This is a genomic window from Aquipseudomonas alcaligenes NBRC 14159 (assembly GCF_000467105.1).
GTDB lineage: Bacteria > Pseudomonadota > Gammaproteobacteria > Pseudomonadales > Pseudomonadaceae > Aquipseudomonas > Aquipseudomonas alcaligenes.
Map to the genome: position 1 here is coordinate 45,398 of NZ_BATI01000020.1, position 16,349 is coordinate 61,746.

The 16,349-nt window shown below is 65.1% G+C and carries 21 protein-coding genes; 10 read left to right on the forward strand and 11 right to left on the reverse strand.

Translation table 11 applies throughout. The annotated features are described in order from the left end of the window. Positions 1-25: 25 nt before the first annotated feature. Together PA6_RS12540 and tldD are read left to right on the forward strand one after the other, a co-directional pair. Positions 26-880, forward strand: coding sequence for a carbon-nitrogen hydrolase family protein (locus PA6_RS12540; protein WP_021701298.1), 855 nt, complete (start codon positions 26-28; stop codon positions 878-880). Further along, positions 877-2,334, forward strand: a complete 1,458-nt coding sequence (gene tldD / locus PA6_RS12545) for a metalloprotease TldD (protein WP_021701299.1) — start codon at positions 877-879, stop codon at positions 2,332-2,334. Before PA6_RS12540 ends, tldD begins: the two co-directional genes overlap by 4 nt. 24 nt (positions 2,335-2,358) lie before the next feature. Here the strand turns inward: tldD and yjgA are convergent, their stop codons facing one another. Next, positions 2,359-2,880 (reverse strand): ribosome biogenesis factor YjgA, encoded by a 522-nt coding sequence (gene yjgA / locus PA6_RS12550; protein ID WP_021701300.1) that lies wholly within the window; start codon positions 2,878-2,880, stop codon positions 2,359-2,361. 89 nt (positions 2,881-2,969) lie between these two features. On the opposite strand from yjgA, the gene pmbA reads away from it, so the two are divergent. Then, positions 2,970-4,316 carry a metalloprotease PmbA gene (pmbA, locus tag PA6_RS12555; RefSeq protein WP_021701301.1) on the forward strand — a complete coding sequence of 449 codons (1,347 nt, stop codon included), beginning with the start codon at positions 2,970-2,972 and terminating at the stop codon, positions 4,314-4,316. Between the two features lie 54 nt (positions 4,317-4,370). On the opposite strand, the gene PA6_RS12560 is transcribed toward pmbA, so the two are convergent. The 10 genes from PA6_RS12560 to PA6_RS12605 all read right to left on the reverse strand — a co-directional run bounded on the left by PA6_RS12560 (position 4,371) and on the right by PA6_RS12605 (position 11,446). Further along, complete coding sequence (locus PA6_RS12560) at positions 4,371-4,643, reverse strand: HPr family phosphocarrier protein (RefSeq protein ID WP_021701302.1); 273 nt, start codon at positions 4,641-4,643, stop codon at positions 4,371-4,373. Positions 4,644-4,651: 8 nt separating this feature from the next. Beyond that, entirely contained in the window at positions 4,652-5,509 is an 858-nt protein-coding gene (rapZ, locus tag PA6_RS12565) for an RNase adapter RapZ (protein ID WP_021701303.1), read from the reverse strand. A 13-nt stretch (positions 5,510-5,522) separates the two neighbouring features. Further along, the gene (ptsN, locus tag PA6_RS12570) at positions 5,523-5,987 is read right to left on the reverse strand and encodes a PTS IIA-like nitrogen regulatory protein PtsN (protein WP_021701304.1); all 465 of its coding nucleotides are present in this window, start codon (positions 5,985-5,987) and stop codon (positions 5,523-5,525) included. Between the two features lie 13 nt (positions 5,988-6,000). Further along, positions 6,001-6,309: a ribosome hibernation-promoting factor, HPF/YfiA family gene (hpf, locus tag PA6_RS12575; RefSeq protein ID WP_021701305.1), complete on the reverse strand. Its 309-nt coding sequence runs from the start codon at positions 6,307-6,309 to the stop codon at positions 6,001-6,003. A gap of 157 nt (positions 6,310-6,466) precedes the next feature. Next, positions 6,467-7,969, reverse strand: coding sequence for an RNA polymerase factor sigma-54 (locus tag PA6_RS12580; RefSeq protein WP_021701306.1), 1,503 nt, complete (start codon positions 7,967-7,969; stop codon positions 6,467-6,469). 140 nt (positions 7,970-8,109) lie between these two features. After that, the gene (lptB, locus tag PA6_RS12585; RefSeq protein WP_021701307.1) at positions 8,110-8,835 is read right to left on the reverse strand and encodes an LPS export ABC transporter ATP-binding protein; all 726 of its coding nucleotides are present in this window, start codon (positions 8,833-8,835) and stop codon (positions 8,110-8,112) included. Next, positions 8,835-9,380, reverse strand: coding sequence for a lipopolysaccharide transport periplasmic protein LptA (gene lptA, locus PA6_RS12590; protein ID WP_021701308.1), 546 nt, complete (start codon positions 9,378-9,380; stop codon positions 8,835-8,837). Before lptA ends, lptB begins: the two co-directional genes overlap by 1 nt. Then, positions 9,367-9,936 carry an LPS export ABC transporter periplasmic protein LptC gene (lptC, locus tag PA6_RS12595; RefSeq protein ID WP_021701309.1) on the reverse strand — a complete coding sequence of 190 codons (570 nt, stop codon included), beginning with the start codon at positions 9,934-9,936 and terminating at the stop codon, positions 9,367-9,369. Before lptC ends, lptA begins: the two co-directional genes overlap by 14 nt. A gap of 10 nt (positions 9,937-9,946) precedes the next feature. Then, entirely contained in the window at positions 9,947-10,471 is a 525-nt protein-coding gene (locus PA6_RS12600; protein WP_021701310.1) for a KdsC family phosphatase, read from the reverse strand. After that, the gene (locus PA6_RS12605) at positions 10,472-11,446 is read right to left on the reverse strand and encodes a KpsF/GutQ family sugar-phosphate isomerase (protein ID WP_021701311.1); all 975 of its coding nucleotides are present in this window, start codon (positions 11,444-11,446) and stop codon (positions 10,472-10,474) included. A 235-nt stretch (positions 11,447-11,681) separates the two neighbouring features. Between PA6_RS12605 and PA6_RS12610 the strand changes: the two genes are divergently transcribed. The 7 genes from PA6_RS12610 (at position 11,682) to murA (ending at position 16,343) form a co-directional block, all read left to right on the forward strand. After that, positions 11,682-12,491, forward strand: a complete 810-nt coding sequence (locus tag PA6_RS12610) for an ATP-binding cassette domain-containing protein (RefSeq protein WP_021701312.1) — start codon at positions 11,682-11,684, stop codon at positions 12,489-12,491. Beyond that, the gene (gene mlaE, locus PA6_RS12615; protein ID WP_021701313.1) at positions 12,491-13,288 is read left to right on the forward strand and encodes a lipid asymmetry maintenance ABC transporter permease subunit MlaE; all 798 of its coding nucleotides are present in this window, start codon (positions 12,491-12,493) and stop codon (positions 13,286-13,288) included. The genes PA6_RS12610 and mlaE overlap by 1 nt, the downstream gene beginning before the upstream one ends. Further along, a complete protein-coding gene (gene mlaD / locus PA6_RS12620; RefSeq protein WP_021701314.1) occupies positions 13,288-13,755 on the forward strand; it encodes an outer membrane lipid asymmetry maintenance protein MlaD in 468 nt (155 codons plus the stop codon). Before mlaE ends, mlaD begins: the two co-directional genes overlap by 1 nt. Then, entirely contained in the window at positions 13,752-14,402 is a 651-nt protein-coding gene (locus PA6_RS12625; protein ID WP_021701315.1) for an MlaC/ttg2D family ABC transporter substrate-binding protein, read from the forward strand. Before mlaD ends, PA6_RS12625 begins: the two co-directional genes overlap by 4 nt. Beyond that, positions 14,399-14,707, forward strand: a complete 309-nt coding sequence (locus PA6_RS12630; RefSeq protein WP_021701316.1) for an STAS domain-containing protein — start codon at positions 14,399-14,401, stop codon at positions 14,705-14,707. Before PA6_RS12625 ends, PA6_RS12630 begins: the two co-directional genes overlap by 4 nt. Before the next feature lie 117 nt (positions 14,708-14,824). After that, a complete protein-coding gene (locus tag PA6_RS12635; RefSeq protein ID WP_021701317.1) occupies positions 14,825-15,064 on the forward strand; it encodes a BolA family protein in 240 nt (79 codons plus the stop codon). A gap of 13 nt (positions 15,065-15,077) precedes the next feature. Continuing rightward, entirely contained in the window at positions 15,078-16,343 is a 1,266-nt protein-coding gene (gene murA / locus PA6_RS12640; RefSeq protein ID WP_021701318.1) for a UDP-N-acetylglucosamine 1-carboxyvinyltransferase, read from the forward strand. The last annotated feature ends 6 nt before the right edge of the window (positions 16,344-16,349 follow it).

Consider the following 16,349-nt stretch of genomic DNA (forward strand, 5'->3'; position numbering starts at 1 on the left):
AGGTATCAACCGGACGGAAGTTTCCATGTCCCTCGCCGTAATCCAGATGGTCAGCCAGGACGATGTCCTGGCCAACCTGGCCGCCGCCCGCCGCCTGCTGCAGCAGGCCGCCGAGGCCGGTGCGCGCCTTGCCGTGCTGCCGGAAAACTTCGCCGCCATGGGTCGCCGTGACCTGGCCGCGCTCGGCCGTGCCGAGGCGGAAGGCCGGGGGCCGATCCTGCCCTGGCTGCAGCAGACCGCCCGCGACCTGGGCCTGTGGATAGTCGCCGGCACCATTCCCCTGCCGCCGGACGGCCAGCCCAGTGCCAAGGCACATGCCTGTTCCCTGCTGATCGATGAGCACGGCGAGCGCGCCGCCCGCTACGACAAACTGCACCTGTTCGACGTGGATGTCGCCGATGCGCGCGGGCGCTATCGCGAATCGGACGACTATGCCTTCGGTGGACGCGTGGTGGTGGCCGACACCCCGGTCGGCCGACTCGGCCTGACGGTCTGCTACGACCTGCGTTTCCCCGAGTTGTATAGCCGCCTGCGCGAGGCGGGCGCCGAGCTGATCAGCGCCCCGGCGGCCTTCACCGCCGTTACCGGCGCGGCGCATTGGCAGGTGCTGACCCGCGCGCGCGCCATCGAAACCCAGTGCTATGTGCTGGCGGCGGGGCAGGGTGGTACGCACCCGGGTGGCCGTGAGACGTTCGGCCACTCGGCGATCATCGACCCCTGGGGCCGTGTGCTCGCCGAGCAGCCTCAGGGCGAGGCGGTGCTACTGGCCAGCCGCGATGCCGCCGAGCAGGCGGCGATCCGCCAGCGCATGCCGGTGGCCCTTCACAGACGATTCATCGCGCCGGAACAACCCGGTCCGGCGCCCACGGAGCAACCATGAGCGATATCCTCGGCCGCGTCAGCGGTCATCTGCTGAGCCCCGGCAACCTGACCATCGAGCAGTTGCCGGCGATCCTCGGCGAACTGGCCGGCCCCGGCATCGACGCCGCCGATCTGTACTTCCAGAGCCAGGTCTCCGAGTCCTGGGTGCTGGAGGACGGCATCGTCAAGGAAGGCAGCTTCAACCTCGACCAGGGCGTGGGCGTGCGCGCCCAGTCCGGCGAGAAGACCGGTTTCGCCTACAGCAACGCCATCCATGCCGAGGCCCTGAGCCAGGCGGCGCGCGCCGCCCGCTCGATTGCCCGGGCCGGCCAGCAGGGCCGCGTGCAGGCCTTCGCCAGCCCAGCGGTGGTGGCGCTGTATGCTCAGGACAACCCGCTGGAAGTGCTGGAGCGCGCCGAGAAGGTCGAGCTGCTCAAGCGCATTGACGTCTTCACTCGCAGCCTCGATCCGCGCATCAAGCAGGTCACCGTGAGCCTGGCCGGAGTCTGGGACCATGTGCTGGTGGCCGCCAGCGATGGCAGCCTGGGCGCCGACATCCGTCCGCTGGTGCGTTTCAACGTCAGCGTGATCGTCGAGCACAACGGCCGCCGCGAGCGCGGTGGTCACGGTGGTGGCGGGCGCAGCGACTATCGCTACTTCCTCGAACTCGATCACCACGGCGAGGAGCGTGCCAAGGGCTATGCCCGCGAGGCGCTGCGCCAGGCGCTGGTCAACCTGGAGGCGATTCCCGCGCCGGCCGGCACTCTGCCGGTGGTGATGGGCGCCGGCTGGTCCGGCGTGCTGCTGCACGAGGCGGTCGGTCATGGTCTGGAGGGTGACTTCAACCGCAAGGGCAGCTCGGCCTACAGCGGCAAGGTCGGTGAGCGGGTGGCGTCGAGCCTGTGCACCATCGTCGACGACGGCACCCTGGCGGGCCGTCGCGGCTCGCTGAGCCTGGACGACGAAGGCACCCAGACCCAGTGCACCACGCTGATCGAGAACGGCGTGCTCAAGGGCTACATGCAGGACAAGCTGAACGCACGCCTGATGGGCGTGGCGCCGACCGGCAACGGCCGGCGCGAGTCCTACGCGCACCTGCCGATGCCGCGCATGACCAACACCTACATGCTGGCCGGCGAGAGCGATCCGGAAGAAATCATCCGCTCGGTGAAACGCGGCATCTACTGTGCCAACCTCGGCGGCGGCCAGGTCGACATCACCAGCGGCAAGTTCGTGTTTTCCACCAGCGAGGCCTACCTGATCGAGGACGGCAGGATCACCGCGCCGGTCAAAGGCGCGACCCTGATCGGCAACGGGCCGGAGGCGATGAGCCGGGTATCGATGGTCGGAAACGACCTGGCGCTGGATAGCGGTGTCGGCACTTGCGGCAAGGACGGTCAGTCGGTGCCGGTGGGCGTCGGCCAGCCGACCCTGAAAATCGACGCGATCACCGTGGGCGGCACCGGCGCCTGAGGCGCCGGTGCGGGACGCGCCCGGTTAACGCAGGCCGCGCTGGACCTCGTCCAGATCGCGGATGTATTTGAAGACTTTGCGCGCGGCGGCGGGCGGCTTGTTGTGGGCCGCTTCATGCTGGGCATGGCGGATCAGGCTGCGCAGGTGCTGGCGGTCGGCTTCCGGATAGTCGGCGACGAAACTCTCCAGGGTGCTGTCGTCGCCGGTGATCAGGCGGTCACGCCAGCGCTCCAGATTGTGGAAGCGCTCGTTGTATTCGCGGGTGGAGCTGTCGACCTGGTCGATCAGCGCCAGAATGGCGTCGATGTCCTGGTCGCGCATAAGCTTGCCGATGAACTGCACGTGGCGTTTCTTGGCGGCATTGGCCGTGTGCTTCGGGGCCTCGGCCAGGGCCTTGCGCAGGCCGTCGGTGATCGGCAGCTTGGCGATCAGCTCGGGCTTGAGGGTGGTCAGGCGGGCGCCGAGATCCTGCAGGGCGTGCAGTTCGCGCTTGATCTGGGTCTTGCTCTTCTCGCCGGAGAAGTCTTCGTCGTATGAATCAGCCATGGGGGCGGTCCGGATGGAAACGCTGTCATGATAACCAGTCAGGGGGAGCCTGTCCGCAGCGGACCGGCCTCCCGTCGTTGGAGTGCAACATGAGTTCAGCACAAGCAGTGGGCCCGCAGGCCCTGCCGGACCTGCAGGCGCAGGTCGAGCAGATCATCGCCGAGGCGCGCCGCCAGGGCGCCAGCGCCTGTGAAGTGGCGGTGTCGATGGAGCAGGGCCTGTCCACCACGGTCCGCCAGGGCGAGGTCGAGACGGTCGAGTTCAACCGCGACCAGGGCTTCGGCATCACCCTGTACGTCGGCCAGCGTAAGGGCTCGGCCAGCACCTCGGCGAGCGGCGAGGCGGCCATTCGCGAAACGGTGGCGGCGGCCTTGGCCATCGCCAAGCATGCCTCGGAAGACGATTGCGCCGGCCTCGCCGACGCCGCGCTGATGGCGCGCGAACTGCCGGACCTGGACCTCTATCACCCCTGGGCCATCGCGCCGGAGCAGGCGGTGGAACTGGCCCTGGCCTGCGAGGCGGCAGCCTTCGCTACCGACAAGCGCATCAGCAACGCCGACGGTACCAGCCTCAGCACCCATCAGGGCTGCCGCGTCTATGGCAACAGCCATGGCTTTGTCGGCGGCTATGCCAGCACCCGGCACAGCCTCAGTTGCGTGATGATCGCCGAAGGCGAGGGGCAGATGCAGCGCGACTACTGGTATGACGTCAACCGCCAGGGTGAGCTGCTCGCCGATCCGTTGTCGATCGGGCGCAAGGCCGCCGAGCGCAGCGTGGCGCGCCTCGGGGCGCGTCCGGTGCCGACGTGCGAGGTGCCGGTACTGTTTGCCGCGGAGCTGGCCACCGGCTTGTTCGGGCATTTCCTCGCGGCCATTTCCGGCGGCAACCTGTACCGCCATTCCTCGTTCCTCGAAGGGGCGCTGGGCCTGCGCCTGTTCCCCGAGTGGCTGAACCTCGACGAGCGCCCGCACATTCCGCGGGCCATGGGCAGCGCGACCTTCGATGGCGATGGTCTGGCCACCTATGCCAAGCCCTTTGTCGCCGGTGGCGAGCTGGTCTCCTACGTCCTCGGTACCTATTCCGGGCGCAAGCTGGGCCTGCCCAGCACGGCCAATTCCGGGGGCGTGCACAACCTGTTCGTCAGCCATGGCGACGAGGACCAGCAGGCCCTGATCAAGCGTATGGGGCGTGGCCTGCTGGTCACCGAGCTGATGGGGCAGGGGCTCAACCTGGTCACTGGCGACTACTCGCGCGGCGCCGCCGGCTTCTGGGTGGAGAACGGCGAGATCCAGTTCCCGGTGCAGGAAGTGACCATCGCCGGCAACCTCAAGGACATGTTCCGCCAGATCGTCGCGGTCGGCAGCGACCTTGAACTGCGCGGCAATATTCGCACCGGCTCGGTGCTGATCGAGCGCATGACCGTCGCCGGTAGCTGACCGGCTGCGTAACGAAAAAGGGGCCCGTGGGCCCCTTTTTTCATGCGTCGGCGTTCACTCGCCTTCGTCGAACTTGTTGTCGATCAGTGCCACCAGAGCGTCCAGCGCCTGCTCGGCCTGTTCGCCCTCGCTGGACAGGTGCAGGCTGGTGCCCTTGCCGGCGGCCAGCATCATCACCGCCATAATGCTCTTGCCGTCCACCAACGCTTCCAGCGAGCGGCCCACGCGGACTTGGCAGGGGAAGCTGCTGGCCACGCCGACGAACTTGGCGGCGGCGCGCGCGTGCAGGCCGAGCTTGTTGATGATGGTGATCTCGCGGGTGGGCATTGCAGTCCTTAGCCGAGGTCGCGATGGCGAACCTGGACGTTCTTCAGTACGGGTTTCAGGGCCTCGCCCAGGCGGTTGGCCAGGTACACCGAGCGATGGTGGCCGCCGGTACAGCCGATGGCGACGGTCACGTAGGCCCGGTTGCTGGCGGCGAAGCGCGGCAGCCACTTGTTCAGGTAGGCCTGGATGTCCTGGTACATCTCCTCGACATCCGGTTGTGCCGCCAGATACTCAGCCACCGGGGCTTCCAGGCCGGACATGTCGCGCAGGTCCGGCTTCCAATAGGGGTTGGGCAGGCAGCGCACATCGAACACCAGGTCCGCGTCGACCGGCATGCCGCGCTTGAAGCCGAACGATTCGACCAGGAAGGCGGTACCCGGTTCCGGCTTGTTCAGCAGGCGCAGCTTGATGCTGTCGCGCAGCTGGTAGAGGTTGAGGTGGGTGGTGTCGATCTTCAGGTCGGCCAGATCGATGATCGGCGCCAGCAGCTGGGCCTCGTCGCGGATGGCTTCGGCCAGGGCACGATCTTCATTGGTCAGCGGGTGGCGCCGGCGGGTCTCGGAGAAGCGCTTGAGCAGGGTCTCCTCGTCGGCATCGAGATACAGTACGTCGCACTGGATATGGCGGGCGCGCACCTCGTCGAGCAGCTCGGGAAAACGCTTGAGCTGGCTGGGCAGGTTGCGTGCGTCCACCGACACGGCGACCTGCGGGTGCAGCAGCTCGGTCTGCAGCAGGGCGCGCTCGGCCAGGTCCGGCAGCAGGCCGGCCGGCAGGTTGTCGATGCAGTAGAAACCGTTGTCTTCCAGCACGTCGAGGGCAGTGCTCTTGCCCGAACCGGAACGACCGCTGACGATGATCAGACGCATTACGCCCCCGTGTTCAGTGGCCGCTCTGGACGTCGACCACGACCTGGTACAGGCCCTCGTTGCTCTGCGCCTGGCGCAGCCGCTCGCGCACCTCTGCGCGGTCGAGCATGCTGGCGATCTGGCGCAGCAGCTCCAGGTGCTCGTCGGTCGCCGCTTCCGGCACCAGCAGGACGAACAGCAGGTCGACCGGTGCGCCGTCGATGGCGTCGAAGTCCACCGCCGCATCCAGGTGCAGCACGGCGCTGATCGGCGCCTGGCAGCCCGGCAGGCGGCAGTGGGGGATGGCGATGCCGTTGCCGAAGCCGGTGGAGCCGAGCTTCTCGCGGGCAATCAGGTTTTCGAAGATGTCCTGGGCGTCCAGATCGGTGAGATCGCGGGCAACCAGGTTGGCAATCTGTTCGAGTACGCGTTTCTTGCTGCCTCCCGGCACGTTCACCAGGGAACGTGCGGGAGTCAGAATGGTTTCGAGTCGGATCATGAGGGAGGTGGTGTCAGCGAGCCGTGGCGCCTTGCAGGCGACCCAGCTGCTTTTCCTTGTGCTTGATCAGTTGTCGGTCGAGTTTGTCGGTCAGCAGGTCGATGGCCGCATACATGTCTTCGTGCTCGGCGTTGGCCACGATTTCACCGCCGGCAATGTGCAGGGTCGCTTCGATCTTCTGCTTCAGCTTCTCGACCTCCATGATGACCTGCACATTGGTGATCTTGTCGAAATGGCGTTCCAGCCGGCTCAACTTCTCGCCGACATAGTCACGCAGAGCGTCGGTCACATCCAGTTGATGTCCACTGATGTTGACTTGCATACCGCTTCTCCTTGTTGCCTGGTGTAAGAGACAGACTAGCTTGCCTGCCGCCGTAACACGTTGGCTGAAAGGGCTGGTGCACTGCGGGCCATGCTTCCCCCATGCAGGGTATCTGGCGCTCGGTACGGTGGTGCAGAAGCCTTCCGCTCAGGGCCGCTTACATCAGTCGCTTGCGTTCGCTGGACGGCGCTATGCCGAGCGATTCGCGGTACTTGGCGACAGTGCGGCGGGCTACCTGAATGCCCTGTGCTTCCAGTAAACCAGCGATCTTGCTGTCACTCAACGGCTTTTTCGCGTTTTCCGCGGCCACCAGTTTCTTGATGATGGCGCGGATCGCGGTGGACGAGCATTCGCCGCCTTCGGAGGTGCTGACGTGGCTGGAGAAGAAGTACTTCAGCTCGTAGATGCCACGCGGGGTGTGCATGAATTTCTGCGTGGTGACGCGCGAGATGGTCGACTCGTGCATGCCCACCGCCTCGGCGATGTCGTGCAGGACCAGCGGCTTCATCGCCTCGTCGCCGTAGTCGAGGAAGCCACGCTGGTGCTCGACGATCTGCGTCGCCACCTTCATCAGCGTCTCGTTGCGGCTCTGCAGGCTCTTGATGAACCAGCGCGCTTCCTGCAGCTGGTTGCGCATGAAGGTGTTGTCGGCGCTGGAGTCGGCGCGTTTGACGAAGCCGGCGTACTGCGGATTGACGCGCAGGCGCGGCACTGCCTCCTGGTTCAGCTCGACCAGCCAGCGCTCGTTGTGCTTGCGCACGATGACGTCCGGTACCACGTACTCGGGTTCGTTGGCCTCGATCTGCGAGCCCGGGCGCGGGTTGAGGCTCTGAATGAGCTCGATGATCTGCCTGAGCTCGTCTTCCTTGAGCTTCATGCGGCGCAGCAGCTGGCTGTAGTCGCGGCTGCCGAGGACATCGAGGTATTCGCTGGCCAGGCGCTGTGCTTCGCTCAACCAGGGCGTGCTGGCGGGTAGCTGGCGCAGTTGCAGCAGCAGGCATTCGCGTAGGTCACGGGCGCCGATGCCGGCCGGCTCGAAGTGCTGGATGCGATGCAGCACGGCCTCGACCTCGTCGGCCTCGACCTCCAGTTCCGGGTCGAAGGACTCGACGATCTCGTCGATGCTCTCTTCCAGGTAACCCTGGTCGTTGATGCAGTCGATGATGGTGACGCCGATCAGCTTGTCCTTGTCGGACATCGGCACCAGGTTGAGCTGCCACAGCAGATGGCTCTGCAGGCTTTCGCCGGCGGAGGTGCGGGTGGTGAAGTCCCACTCGTCGTCATCGTTGGAGGGCAGGCTGCTGGCGCTGGTCTGGTAGACGTCTTCCCAGGCAGTGTCGACGGGCAGTTCGCTGGGGATGCGATCATGCCAGTCGCCGTCTTCGGCGCTTTCGTTGTTGTTGACCGCGACCGTGCTGTCCTGGAAGTTCGAATTGTCCTGCTGAGTGGTTCCGGCCTGTTCGGCGGCATCGGCCATCGGGTCGGAGTTGTCGAAATCTTCGCCGTCTTCCTGGCGTTCCAGCATGGGGTTGGATTCCAGAGCCTCCTGGATTTCCTGCTGCAGGTCCAGGGTGGAGAGCTGGAGGAGACGGATAGCCTGTTGCAGCTGCGGAGTCATCGTCAGCTGCTGGCCCATCTTGAGGACTAGCGACGGTTTCATGGTATGGGGCTGGGTACCTTGTTCACTTGCCGGCGCGCGGCGCCATCCACTGCAGGGCGGCGAACCGCCTTAGGAAGCAAATTATATGCCTGACCTTGAATGATTCTAGCCCTTTGCGCAAGCCCCGCACGGGGCTCGGCTCACAGGCGGAATTCATGCCCCAGATAGACTTCCTTGACCAACTGGTTGGCCAGGATGGTTTCGGCGTCGCCTTCGGCGATCAGCTGACCGTCGTTGACGATGTAGGCGGTTTCGCAGATGTCCAGGGTCTCGCGCACGTTGTGATCGGTGATCAGTACGCCAATGCCCTTGGCCTTGAGGTGGTGGATGATCTGCTTGATGTCGCCCACCGAGATCGGGTCGACGCCGGCGAAGGGTTCGTCGAGCAGGATGAACTTCGGTTCGGTGGCCAGGGCGCGGGCGATTTCCACGCGGCGCCGTTCGCCACCGGACAAGCTCATGCCCAGGCTGTCGCGAATATGGCTGATGTGGAATTCCTGCAGCAGGGCTTCCAGGGCCTTCTCCCGGCCGGCGCGGTCGAGGTCCTTGCGGGTCTCGAGGATGGCCATGATGTTGTCGGCCACCGACAGCTTGCGGAAGATCGAGGCTTCCTGCGGCAGGTAGCCGATGCCGGAGCGGGCGCGACCGTGCATGGGCTGGTGGCTGAGGTCCTGGCTGTCGATCAGCACGCGACCCTGATCGGCCTGGACCAGGCCGACGATCATGTAGAAGCAGGTGGTCTTGCCGGCGCCGTTGGGGCCGAGCAGGCCGACGATCTGGCCGCTGTCGATGGACAGGCTGACGTCGCGGACCACCTGGCGGCCCTTGTAGCTCTTGGCCAGGTGCTGTGCTTTGAGGGTCGCCATTACTGCGCCTGCCCCGCTTGGCCGTCTTTCTTGCGCGGTTGCAGGATCATGTCGATGCGCGGGCGCGGCATCGAGACGTTGCTGCCCGTGGCGCGGCCGGCGTTGACGATCTGGCGCTGGGTGTCATAGACGATCTTCTCGCCTTCGAAGGTATTACCCTGCTGGATCACCTTGGCCTGGTCGATCAGGACGATGCGCTCGTTGGTCGCGTAGTACTGGATGGTCAGGCCGTAGGCCTTGACGATGTCCTTGTCGGCGGAAGGCTTCTGCTCGTAATAGGCCGGTTTGCCCACCGAGGTGAAGACTTCGATTTCGCCATTGGCATCCTGGGTGATGGTCACGGTGTCGCCGGTGATCTTCAGGGTGCCCTGAGTGATCACCACGCCGCCGCGGTAGACCGCCACGCCTTGTTTGTCGTCCAGTTCTGCGCTGTCTGCCTGCACCCGGATCGGTTGGTCGCGGTCGCTGGGCAGGGCCCAGGCACTGGCGCTTCCGAGCGCGGCGCCCAGGCTGAGCAGTAGGGGGAAGGTTTTAACGAACCTCATGCTGGCCTCTTACGTTGGACAGCAAGTCGATCTTGCCGTCGTTCATGTACGCTTTCATTCCCTGTGCCGTGGTCACCCCATTGGCGGCCTCGATTCTAACGGCTTGCTGGGTCTGCGCATATTCTTTGTCTGGGAATACGGTGGCGCGGCTGGTGGTGATCACGGTGGGGCGGTTCTGCGCATCGGTGCGGGCGATGCGCACGTTATCGATCAGTTCGACCTGCTTGCCCTCCGGCGCGACCTCGCCCTTGTCGCTGCGCACATGCCAGGGGTACTGGGTGCCGCGGTACAGCTGCAGGTCGGGTTTTTCCACCAGGGTGATGTCGCTGGCCTTGATGTGCTCCAGCTTGGTGGCGGTCATTTCGTACTGCAGTTGGCCGTCTGTCTGGAACTGCTGGGCGCTGGCGCCGACCACGTAGAAGTCGATGGTGGTGTCGGATTCGGCGGCCGCCTGGCGCTCCATGAAGCTTTCCGGGCGGACGTTCCAGTAGCCAAGGGCACCGACCAGGGCTACCGCCAGCAGGCCGATGACGTAATTGCGCAGTTTGCCGTTCATGGGGCGATTCCTAGAGGTAGGCAGCCTGGGCGGCTTCCAGCGTGCCCTGGGCGCGCATGATCAGCTCGCAGAATTCGCGGGCGGCGCCTTCGCCGCCGCGGGCGGCGGTCACGCCATGGGCGTGCTGGCGGACGAAGTCGTCGGCGCTGGCCACGGCCATGCCCAGGCCGACGCGACGGATCACCGGCAGATCGGGCAGATCGTCACCCAGATACGCGACCTGCTCATAGGACAAGCCCAGCTCGCCGAGCAGTTCATCCAGAACGACAAGCTTGTCCTCGCGGCCCTGGTACAGGTGCTGGATGCCCAGGTTCTGCGCGCGGCGTTCGACCACCGGGGTCTTGCGTCCGCTGATGATGGCGGTGCGCACCCCAGAGTTGATCAGCATCTTGATGCCGTGGCCGTCGAGGGTGTTGAAGGTCTTGAACTCGCTGCCATCCGTGAGGAAGTACAGGCGGCCGTCGGTGAGCACGCCGTCGACGTCGAAGATGGCCAGTTTCACGCCCTTGGCGCGTTGCAGTAGGTTGGCAGTCATTTACATCACTCCGGCGCGCAGCAGGTCGTGCATGTTGAGGGCGCCAACCGGCTTGTCCTCGTCATCGACCACCACCAGCGCGTTGATCTTGTGGTCTTCCATGATTTTCAGCGCCTCGGCGGCGAGCATCTCGGCGCGGGCGGTCTTGCCGTGCAGGGTCATCACCTGGTCGATGCTGGCCTCGCGCACGTCGATGCTCTTGTCCAGGGTGCGGCGCAGGTCGCCGTCGGTGAAGATGCCGGCCAGTTTGCCGTCGGCTTCGATGATCACGGTCATGCCCAGGCCCTTGCGGGTCATTTCCAGCAGCGCATCGCGCAGCGAGGTGCCGCGCGACACCAGCGGCAGACGCGCGCCGGCGTGCATCACGTTCTCCACCTTGAGCAGCAGGCGTCGGCCAAGGGCGCCGCCCGGGTGGGAGAAAGCGAAGTCTTCGGCGGTGAAGCCGCGAGCTTCCAGCAGGGCAATGGCCAGGGCGTCGCCGATTACCAGGGAGACGGTGGTGGAGGAGGTCGGTGCCAGGTTCAGCGGGCAGGCTTCCTGGGCAACGCGGGCGTCCAGATTGACTTCGGCGGCCTTGGCCAGTGGCGACTCCGGGTTGCCAGTCATGCTGATCAGCTGGATGCCGAGGCGCTTGATCAGCGGCAGCAGGGTGACGATTTCCGCGGTGGAGCCGGAGTTGGACAGGGCCAGCACCACGTCGTCCTTGGTGATCATGCCCATGTCGCCGTGGCTGGCCTCGGCCGGGTGCACGAAGAAGGCCGGCGTGCCGGTGCTGGCCAGGGTGGCGGCGATCTTGTTGCCGATGTGCCCGGACTTGCCCATGCCGACCACCACGACGCGGCCCTTGCAGGTCAGGATCATTTCGCAGGCGCGTACGAAATCGGCGTCGATGCGAGTCAGCAGGCTCTCGACGGCCTCGGCTTCGAGGCGGATGGTGCGCTGCGCGGATTGGATCAGGTCGCTGGTCTGGCTCATGGATGCTTCGCGGGACTCGACATAAAAGGAAGCGAGTATAACGACAAAGCCGCCTCGGCTCACCTGACGCGCGCTGTGATCGCTGCATCTTGTGACAAAAGGTTGCAGCGGCTTGGGCTGCAGGGCCCGCCGATGCTATATTCCGCGCCCTGTTCGGCCCTGACTGCGGCGCCAGGTATCCCCGTCGCGGGTTATGGCGTCTGACCCAGGAAGGGCTGTGTAACAAGGAGTTTGGATGAGCGCCGAGAATGCCTATGCCGTCGAGTTGAAGGGGCTGACCTTCAAACGTGGCGCGCGCAACATCTTCGACAACGTCGATATCCGCATACCGCGTGGCAAGGTCACCGGCATCATGGGGCCGTCCGGCTGTGGCAAGACCACGCTGCTGCGCCTGATTGCCGCTCAGCTCAAGCCCGCCAGCGGCGAGGTCTGGGTCAACGGACAGAACCTGCCGAGCCTGTCGCGCAGCGATCTTTTCGACATGCGCAAGCAGTTCGGCGTGCTGTTCCAGAGCGGAGCGCTGTTCACCGACCTGGATGTGTTCGAGAACGTGGCCTTCCCGCTGCGCGTGCACACCCAGCTGTCCGACGAGATGATTCGCGACATCGTGCTGATGAAGCTGCAGGCCGTGGGCCTGCGTGGCGCCGTCGAGCTGATGCCGGATGAGCTGTCCGGCGGCATGAAGCGCCGCGTGGCATTGGCTCGCGCGATCGCCCTGGACCCGCAGATTCTCATGTACGACGAGCCGTTCGTCGGCCAGGACCCCATCGCCATGGGGGTGCTGGTGCGCCTGATTCGCCTGCTCAACGATGCCCTCGGCATCACCAGCATCGTGGTGTCCCATGACCTGGCCGAGACCGCCAGCATTGCCGACTACATCTATGTGGTGGGCGATGGCCAGGTGCTGGGGCAAGGCACGCCGGCTGAGCTGATGAGCTCCACCAATCCGCGCATCCAGCAGTTCATGAAAGGTATTCCGGACGGTCCGGTACCTTTCCACTACCCGGCTCCGGGCTACCTCGACGATTTGCTGGGAGCGCGCTGATGCGTAGGAAGTCCCCTATTGAACGCGTGGCCCTGCTTGGGCGCGCGGGTATAGATGTGGTGCAGGCCATGGGGCGTTCGTCCCTGTTCCTGCTCAGTTCGCTGTTTGGTCGCAGCGGCCTGCGCAACGGCGGCCAGTTGCTGATCCGCCAGCTCTACTCGGTAGGCGTGCTGTCGCTGCCGATCATCATTGTCGCCGGTCTGTTCATCGGCATGGTGCTGGCGCTGCAGGGTTACAACATCCTCACCAGTTACGGCTCGGAGCAGGCGGTGGGGCAGATGGTTGCCCTGACCCTGTTGCGCGAACTGGGCCCGGTGGTCACCGGCCTGCTGTTCGCCGGACGTGCCGGCTCGGCGCTGACCGCCGAGATCGGCAACATGAAGTCCACCGAGCAGCTGTCCAGCCTGGAAATGATCGGTGTCGACCCGCTCAAGTACATCATCGCCCCGCGCCTGTGGGCCGGTTTCATCTCCATGCCGCTGCTGGCCGCGATCTTCAGTGTGGTCGGTATCTGGGGCGGGGCGATGGTCGCCGTCGACTGGCTCGGTGTCTATGAAGGCTCGTTCTGGTCGAACATGCAGAACAGCGTGCAGTTCACCGAAGATGTGCTCAATGGTGTGATCAAGAGCGTGGTGTTCGCCTTCGTGGTGACCTGGATCGCCGTGTTCCAGGGCTATGACTGCGAGCCCACCTCGGAAGGCATCAGTCGTGCCACTACCAAGACCGTGGTCTACGCCTCCCTGGCCGTCCTCGGCCTCGACTTTATTCTGACCGCCCTGATGTTTGGAGATCTCTGATGCAAAGCCGCTCCCTGGAAATTGGCGTCGGCCTGTTCCTGCTGGCCGGACTGCTGGCGTTGCTGCTGCTTGCCCTGCGGGTCAGCGGCCTGTCGGCCACGAGTTCGGGCGATACCTATAAGCTGTATGCGAACTTCGACAATATTGCCGGTCTGACTGTCAGGGCCAAGGTCACCATGGCCGGCGTGACCATCGGCAAGGTCACTGCCATCGACCTGGATCGCGACAGCTACACCGGTCGCGTGACCATGGAGATCGAAAAGCGCGTCGACAACCTGCCGCTCGATTCCACGGCGTCCATCCTCACGGCCGGCCTGCTGGGTGAGAAGTACATCGGCATCAGCGTCGGCGGCGAGGAAGACCTGCTCGCGGACGGCGCCACCATTCACGACACCCAGTCGGCGCTGGTACTGGAAGACCTGATTGGCAAATTCCTGATGAACTCGGTGAACAAGGACAGCAAATGAACACCCTCAACCTCCTGCGTCGCGGCCTGCTGATCCTGCTGGCGAGCCTGCCCCTGGTGGCGACGGCAGCGCCGACCGCGCATGACGTGGTGAAGAGCACCACCGACGAGCTGATTGGTGATCTGAAGGCCAACAAGGCCGGTTACCAGCAGAACCCGCAGTCCTTCTACGACACCCTGGAGCGCATCCTCGGGCCGGTGGTCGACAGCGCAGGCATCTCGCGCAGCATCATGACCGTCAAGTACTCGCGTCGGGCCAGCGATGAGCAGCTCAAGCGTTTCGAGGACAACTTCAAGCGCAGCCTGATGCAGTTCTACGGCAATGCCCTGCTCGAGTACGACAATCAGAGCATTCGCGTGCTGCCGGCCAAGGCCGAGGGCGCCGACCGCGCCAGCGTCGGCATGGAAGTGCGCGACAGCAAGGGCACCGTCTATCCCGTGTCCTACACCATGGTGCAGCTCGACGGGCAGTGGAAGCTGCGCAACGTGATCATCAATGGCATCAACGTCGGCAAGCTGTTCCGCGATCAGTTCGCCGACAGCATGCAGCGCAACGGCAATGACCTGGACCGCACCATCGACGGCTGGGCCGAAGTGGTGGCCAAGGCCAAGGACAGCGCCGAAGGCCAGCAGGCGAGCGGTCAATGAGCGAGACCGCCATTCGTCAGGGCGCCGGCGGCGAGCTGCTGCTCAGCGGCGTGCTCGACTATCGCAGCGGGCCGGCCCTGCGTGAGCAGGGGCGGCAGCTGATCGCCGCCAGTGCGGCCAGCGCCCTGGTTCTCGATTGCGCCGCCGTGGAGAAATCCAGCAGTGTCGGTTTGTCCCTGCTGCTCGCCTTCATGCGTGATGCCAGGGCTGCCGGCAAGAGCCTCAAGGTGCGCGGCCTGCCGCAGGACATGCAGGGCATCGCCCGGGTTTCCGGTCTGCACGAGCTGCTCGACCTGCCGGCCTGACCCCGCAGTAGAGCCCTCCGTCTGCCGGGCTTCGCAGGCGGGGGGCTTTTTTGTATGATTGCCGACCCGCGAGCCTTGGCCCGCCCATGAATTCTTTTGCGCCGATCGAGGTTGAGCATGCAGGCCGTAGAAGTTAAGAACCTCCTTGAGGCCAAGTTGCCCAACACCCGTGTCGAGGTGGAAGGCGAAGGCTGCAACTTCCAGCTGAACCTGATCAGCGACGAACTGGCCGCGCTCAGCCCGGTCAAGCGCCAGCAACAGATCTATGCCCACCTCAACGAGTGGATCGCCAGTGGCGCCATCCACGCCGTGACCATGAAATTCTTCAGCCAGGCCTCCTGGGCCGAGCGTTCTTGAGCCCGAGACCCGAATGGACAAACTGATCATCACCGGCGGTATCCGCCTCGACGGCGAAATCCGTATTTCCGGCGCGAAGAACTCCGCGCTGCCGATCCTCGCCGCCACCCTGCTGGCCGATACCCCGGTCACCGTGTGCAACCTGCCGCACCTGCACGACATCACCACCATGATCGAGCTGTTCGGCCGCATGGGCGTGCAGCCGATCATCGACGAGAAGCTCTCGGTCGAAGTCGATGCCAGCACCATCAAGACCCTGGTCGCGCCGTACGAGCTGGTCAAGACCATGCGCGCCTCGATCCTGGTACTCGGCCCGATGGTCGCCCGTTTCGGTGAGGCCGAAGTGGCGCTGCCCGGCGGTTGCGCCATCGGCTCGCGTCCGGTCAACCTGCACATCCGCGGTCTCGAGGCCATGGGCGCCAAGATCGACGTGGAAGGTGGCTATATCAAGGCCAAGGCGCCGGAAGGCGGCCTGCGCGGCGCGCACTTCTTCTTCGATATCGTCAGTGTGACCGGTACCGAGAACATCATGATGGCTGCCGCCCTGGCCAAGGGCCGCACCGTGCTGGAAAACGCCGCGCGTGAGCCGGAAGTGGTCGACCTGGCCAACTTCATCAATGCCATGGGCGGCAAGGTCAGCGGCGCCGGCACCGACACCATCGTCATCGACGGTGTCGAGCGCCTCGGTGGCGGTCGTTACAGCGTAATGCCCGACCGTATCGAGACCGGCACCTATCTGGTGGCCGCGGCCGCCACCGGTGGCCGGGTCAAGCTGAAAGACACCGATCCGACCATCCTCGAGGCCGTGCTGGCCAAGCTGCAGGAAGCCGGCGCCGAGATCACCACCGGTCCGGACTGGATCGAGCTGGACATGAAGGGCAAGCGTCCCAAGGCCGTCAACGTGCGCACCGCGCCGTACCCGGCCTTCCCGACCGACATGCAGGCCCAGTTCATTTCCCTCAACGCCATCGCCGAGGGCACCGGCACCGTCATCGAGACGGTGTTCGAGAACCGCTTCATGCACGTCTACGAGATGAACCGCATGGGCGCGCAGATCCTGGTCGAAGGCAACACCGCCATCGTCACCGGCGTGCCGGCGCTCAAAGGCGCCCCGGTCATGGCCACCGACCTGCGTGCCTCCGCCAGCCTGGTGATCGCCGCGCTGGTGGCCGAGGGCGAAACCCTGATCGACCGCATCTACCACATCGACCGTGGTTACGAGTGCATCGAGGAAAAACTGCAGCTGCTCGGCGCCAAGATTCGCCGCGTGCCGGGCTAGTAAGGG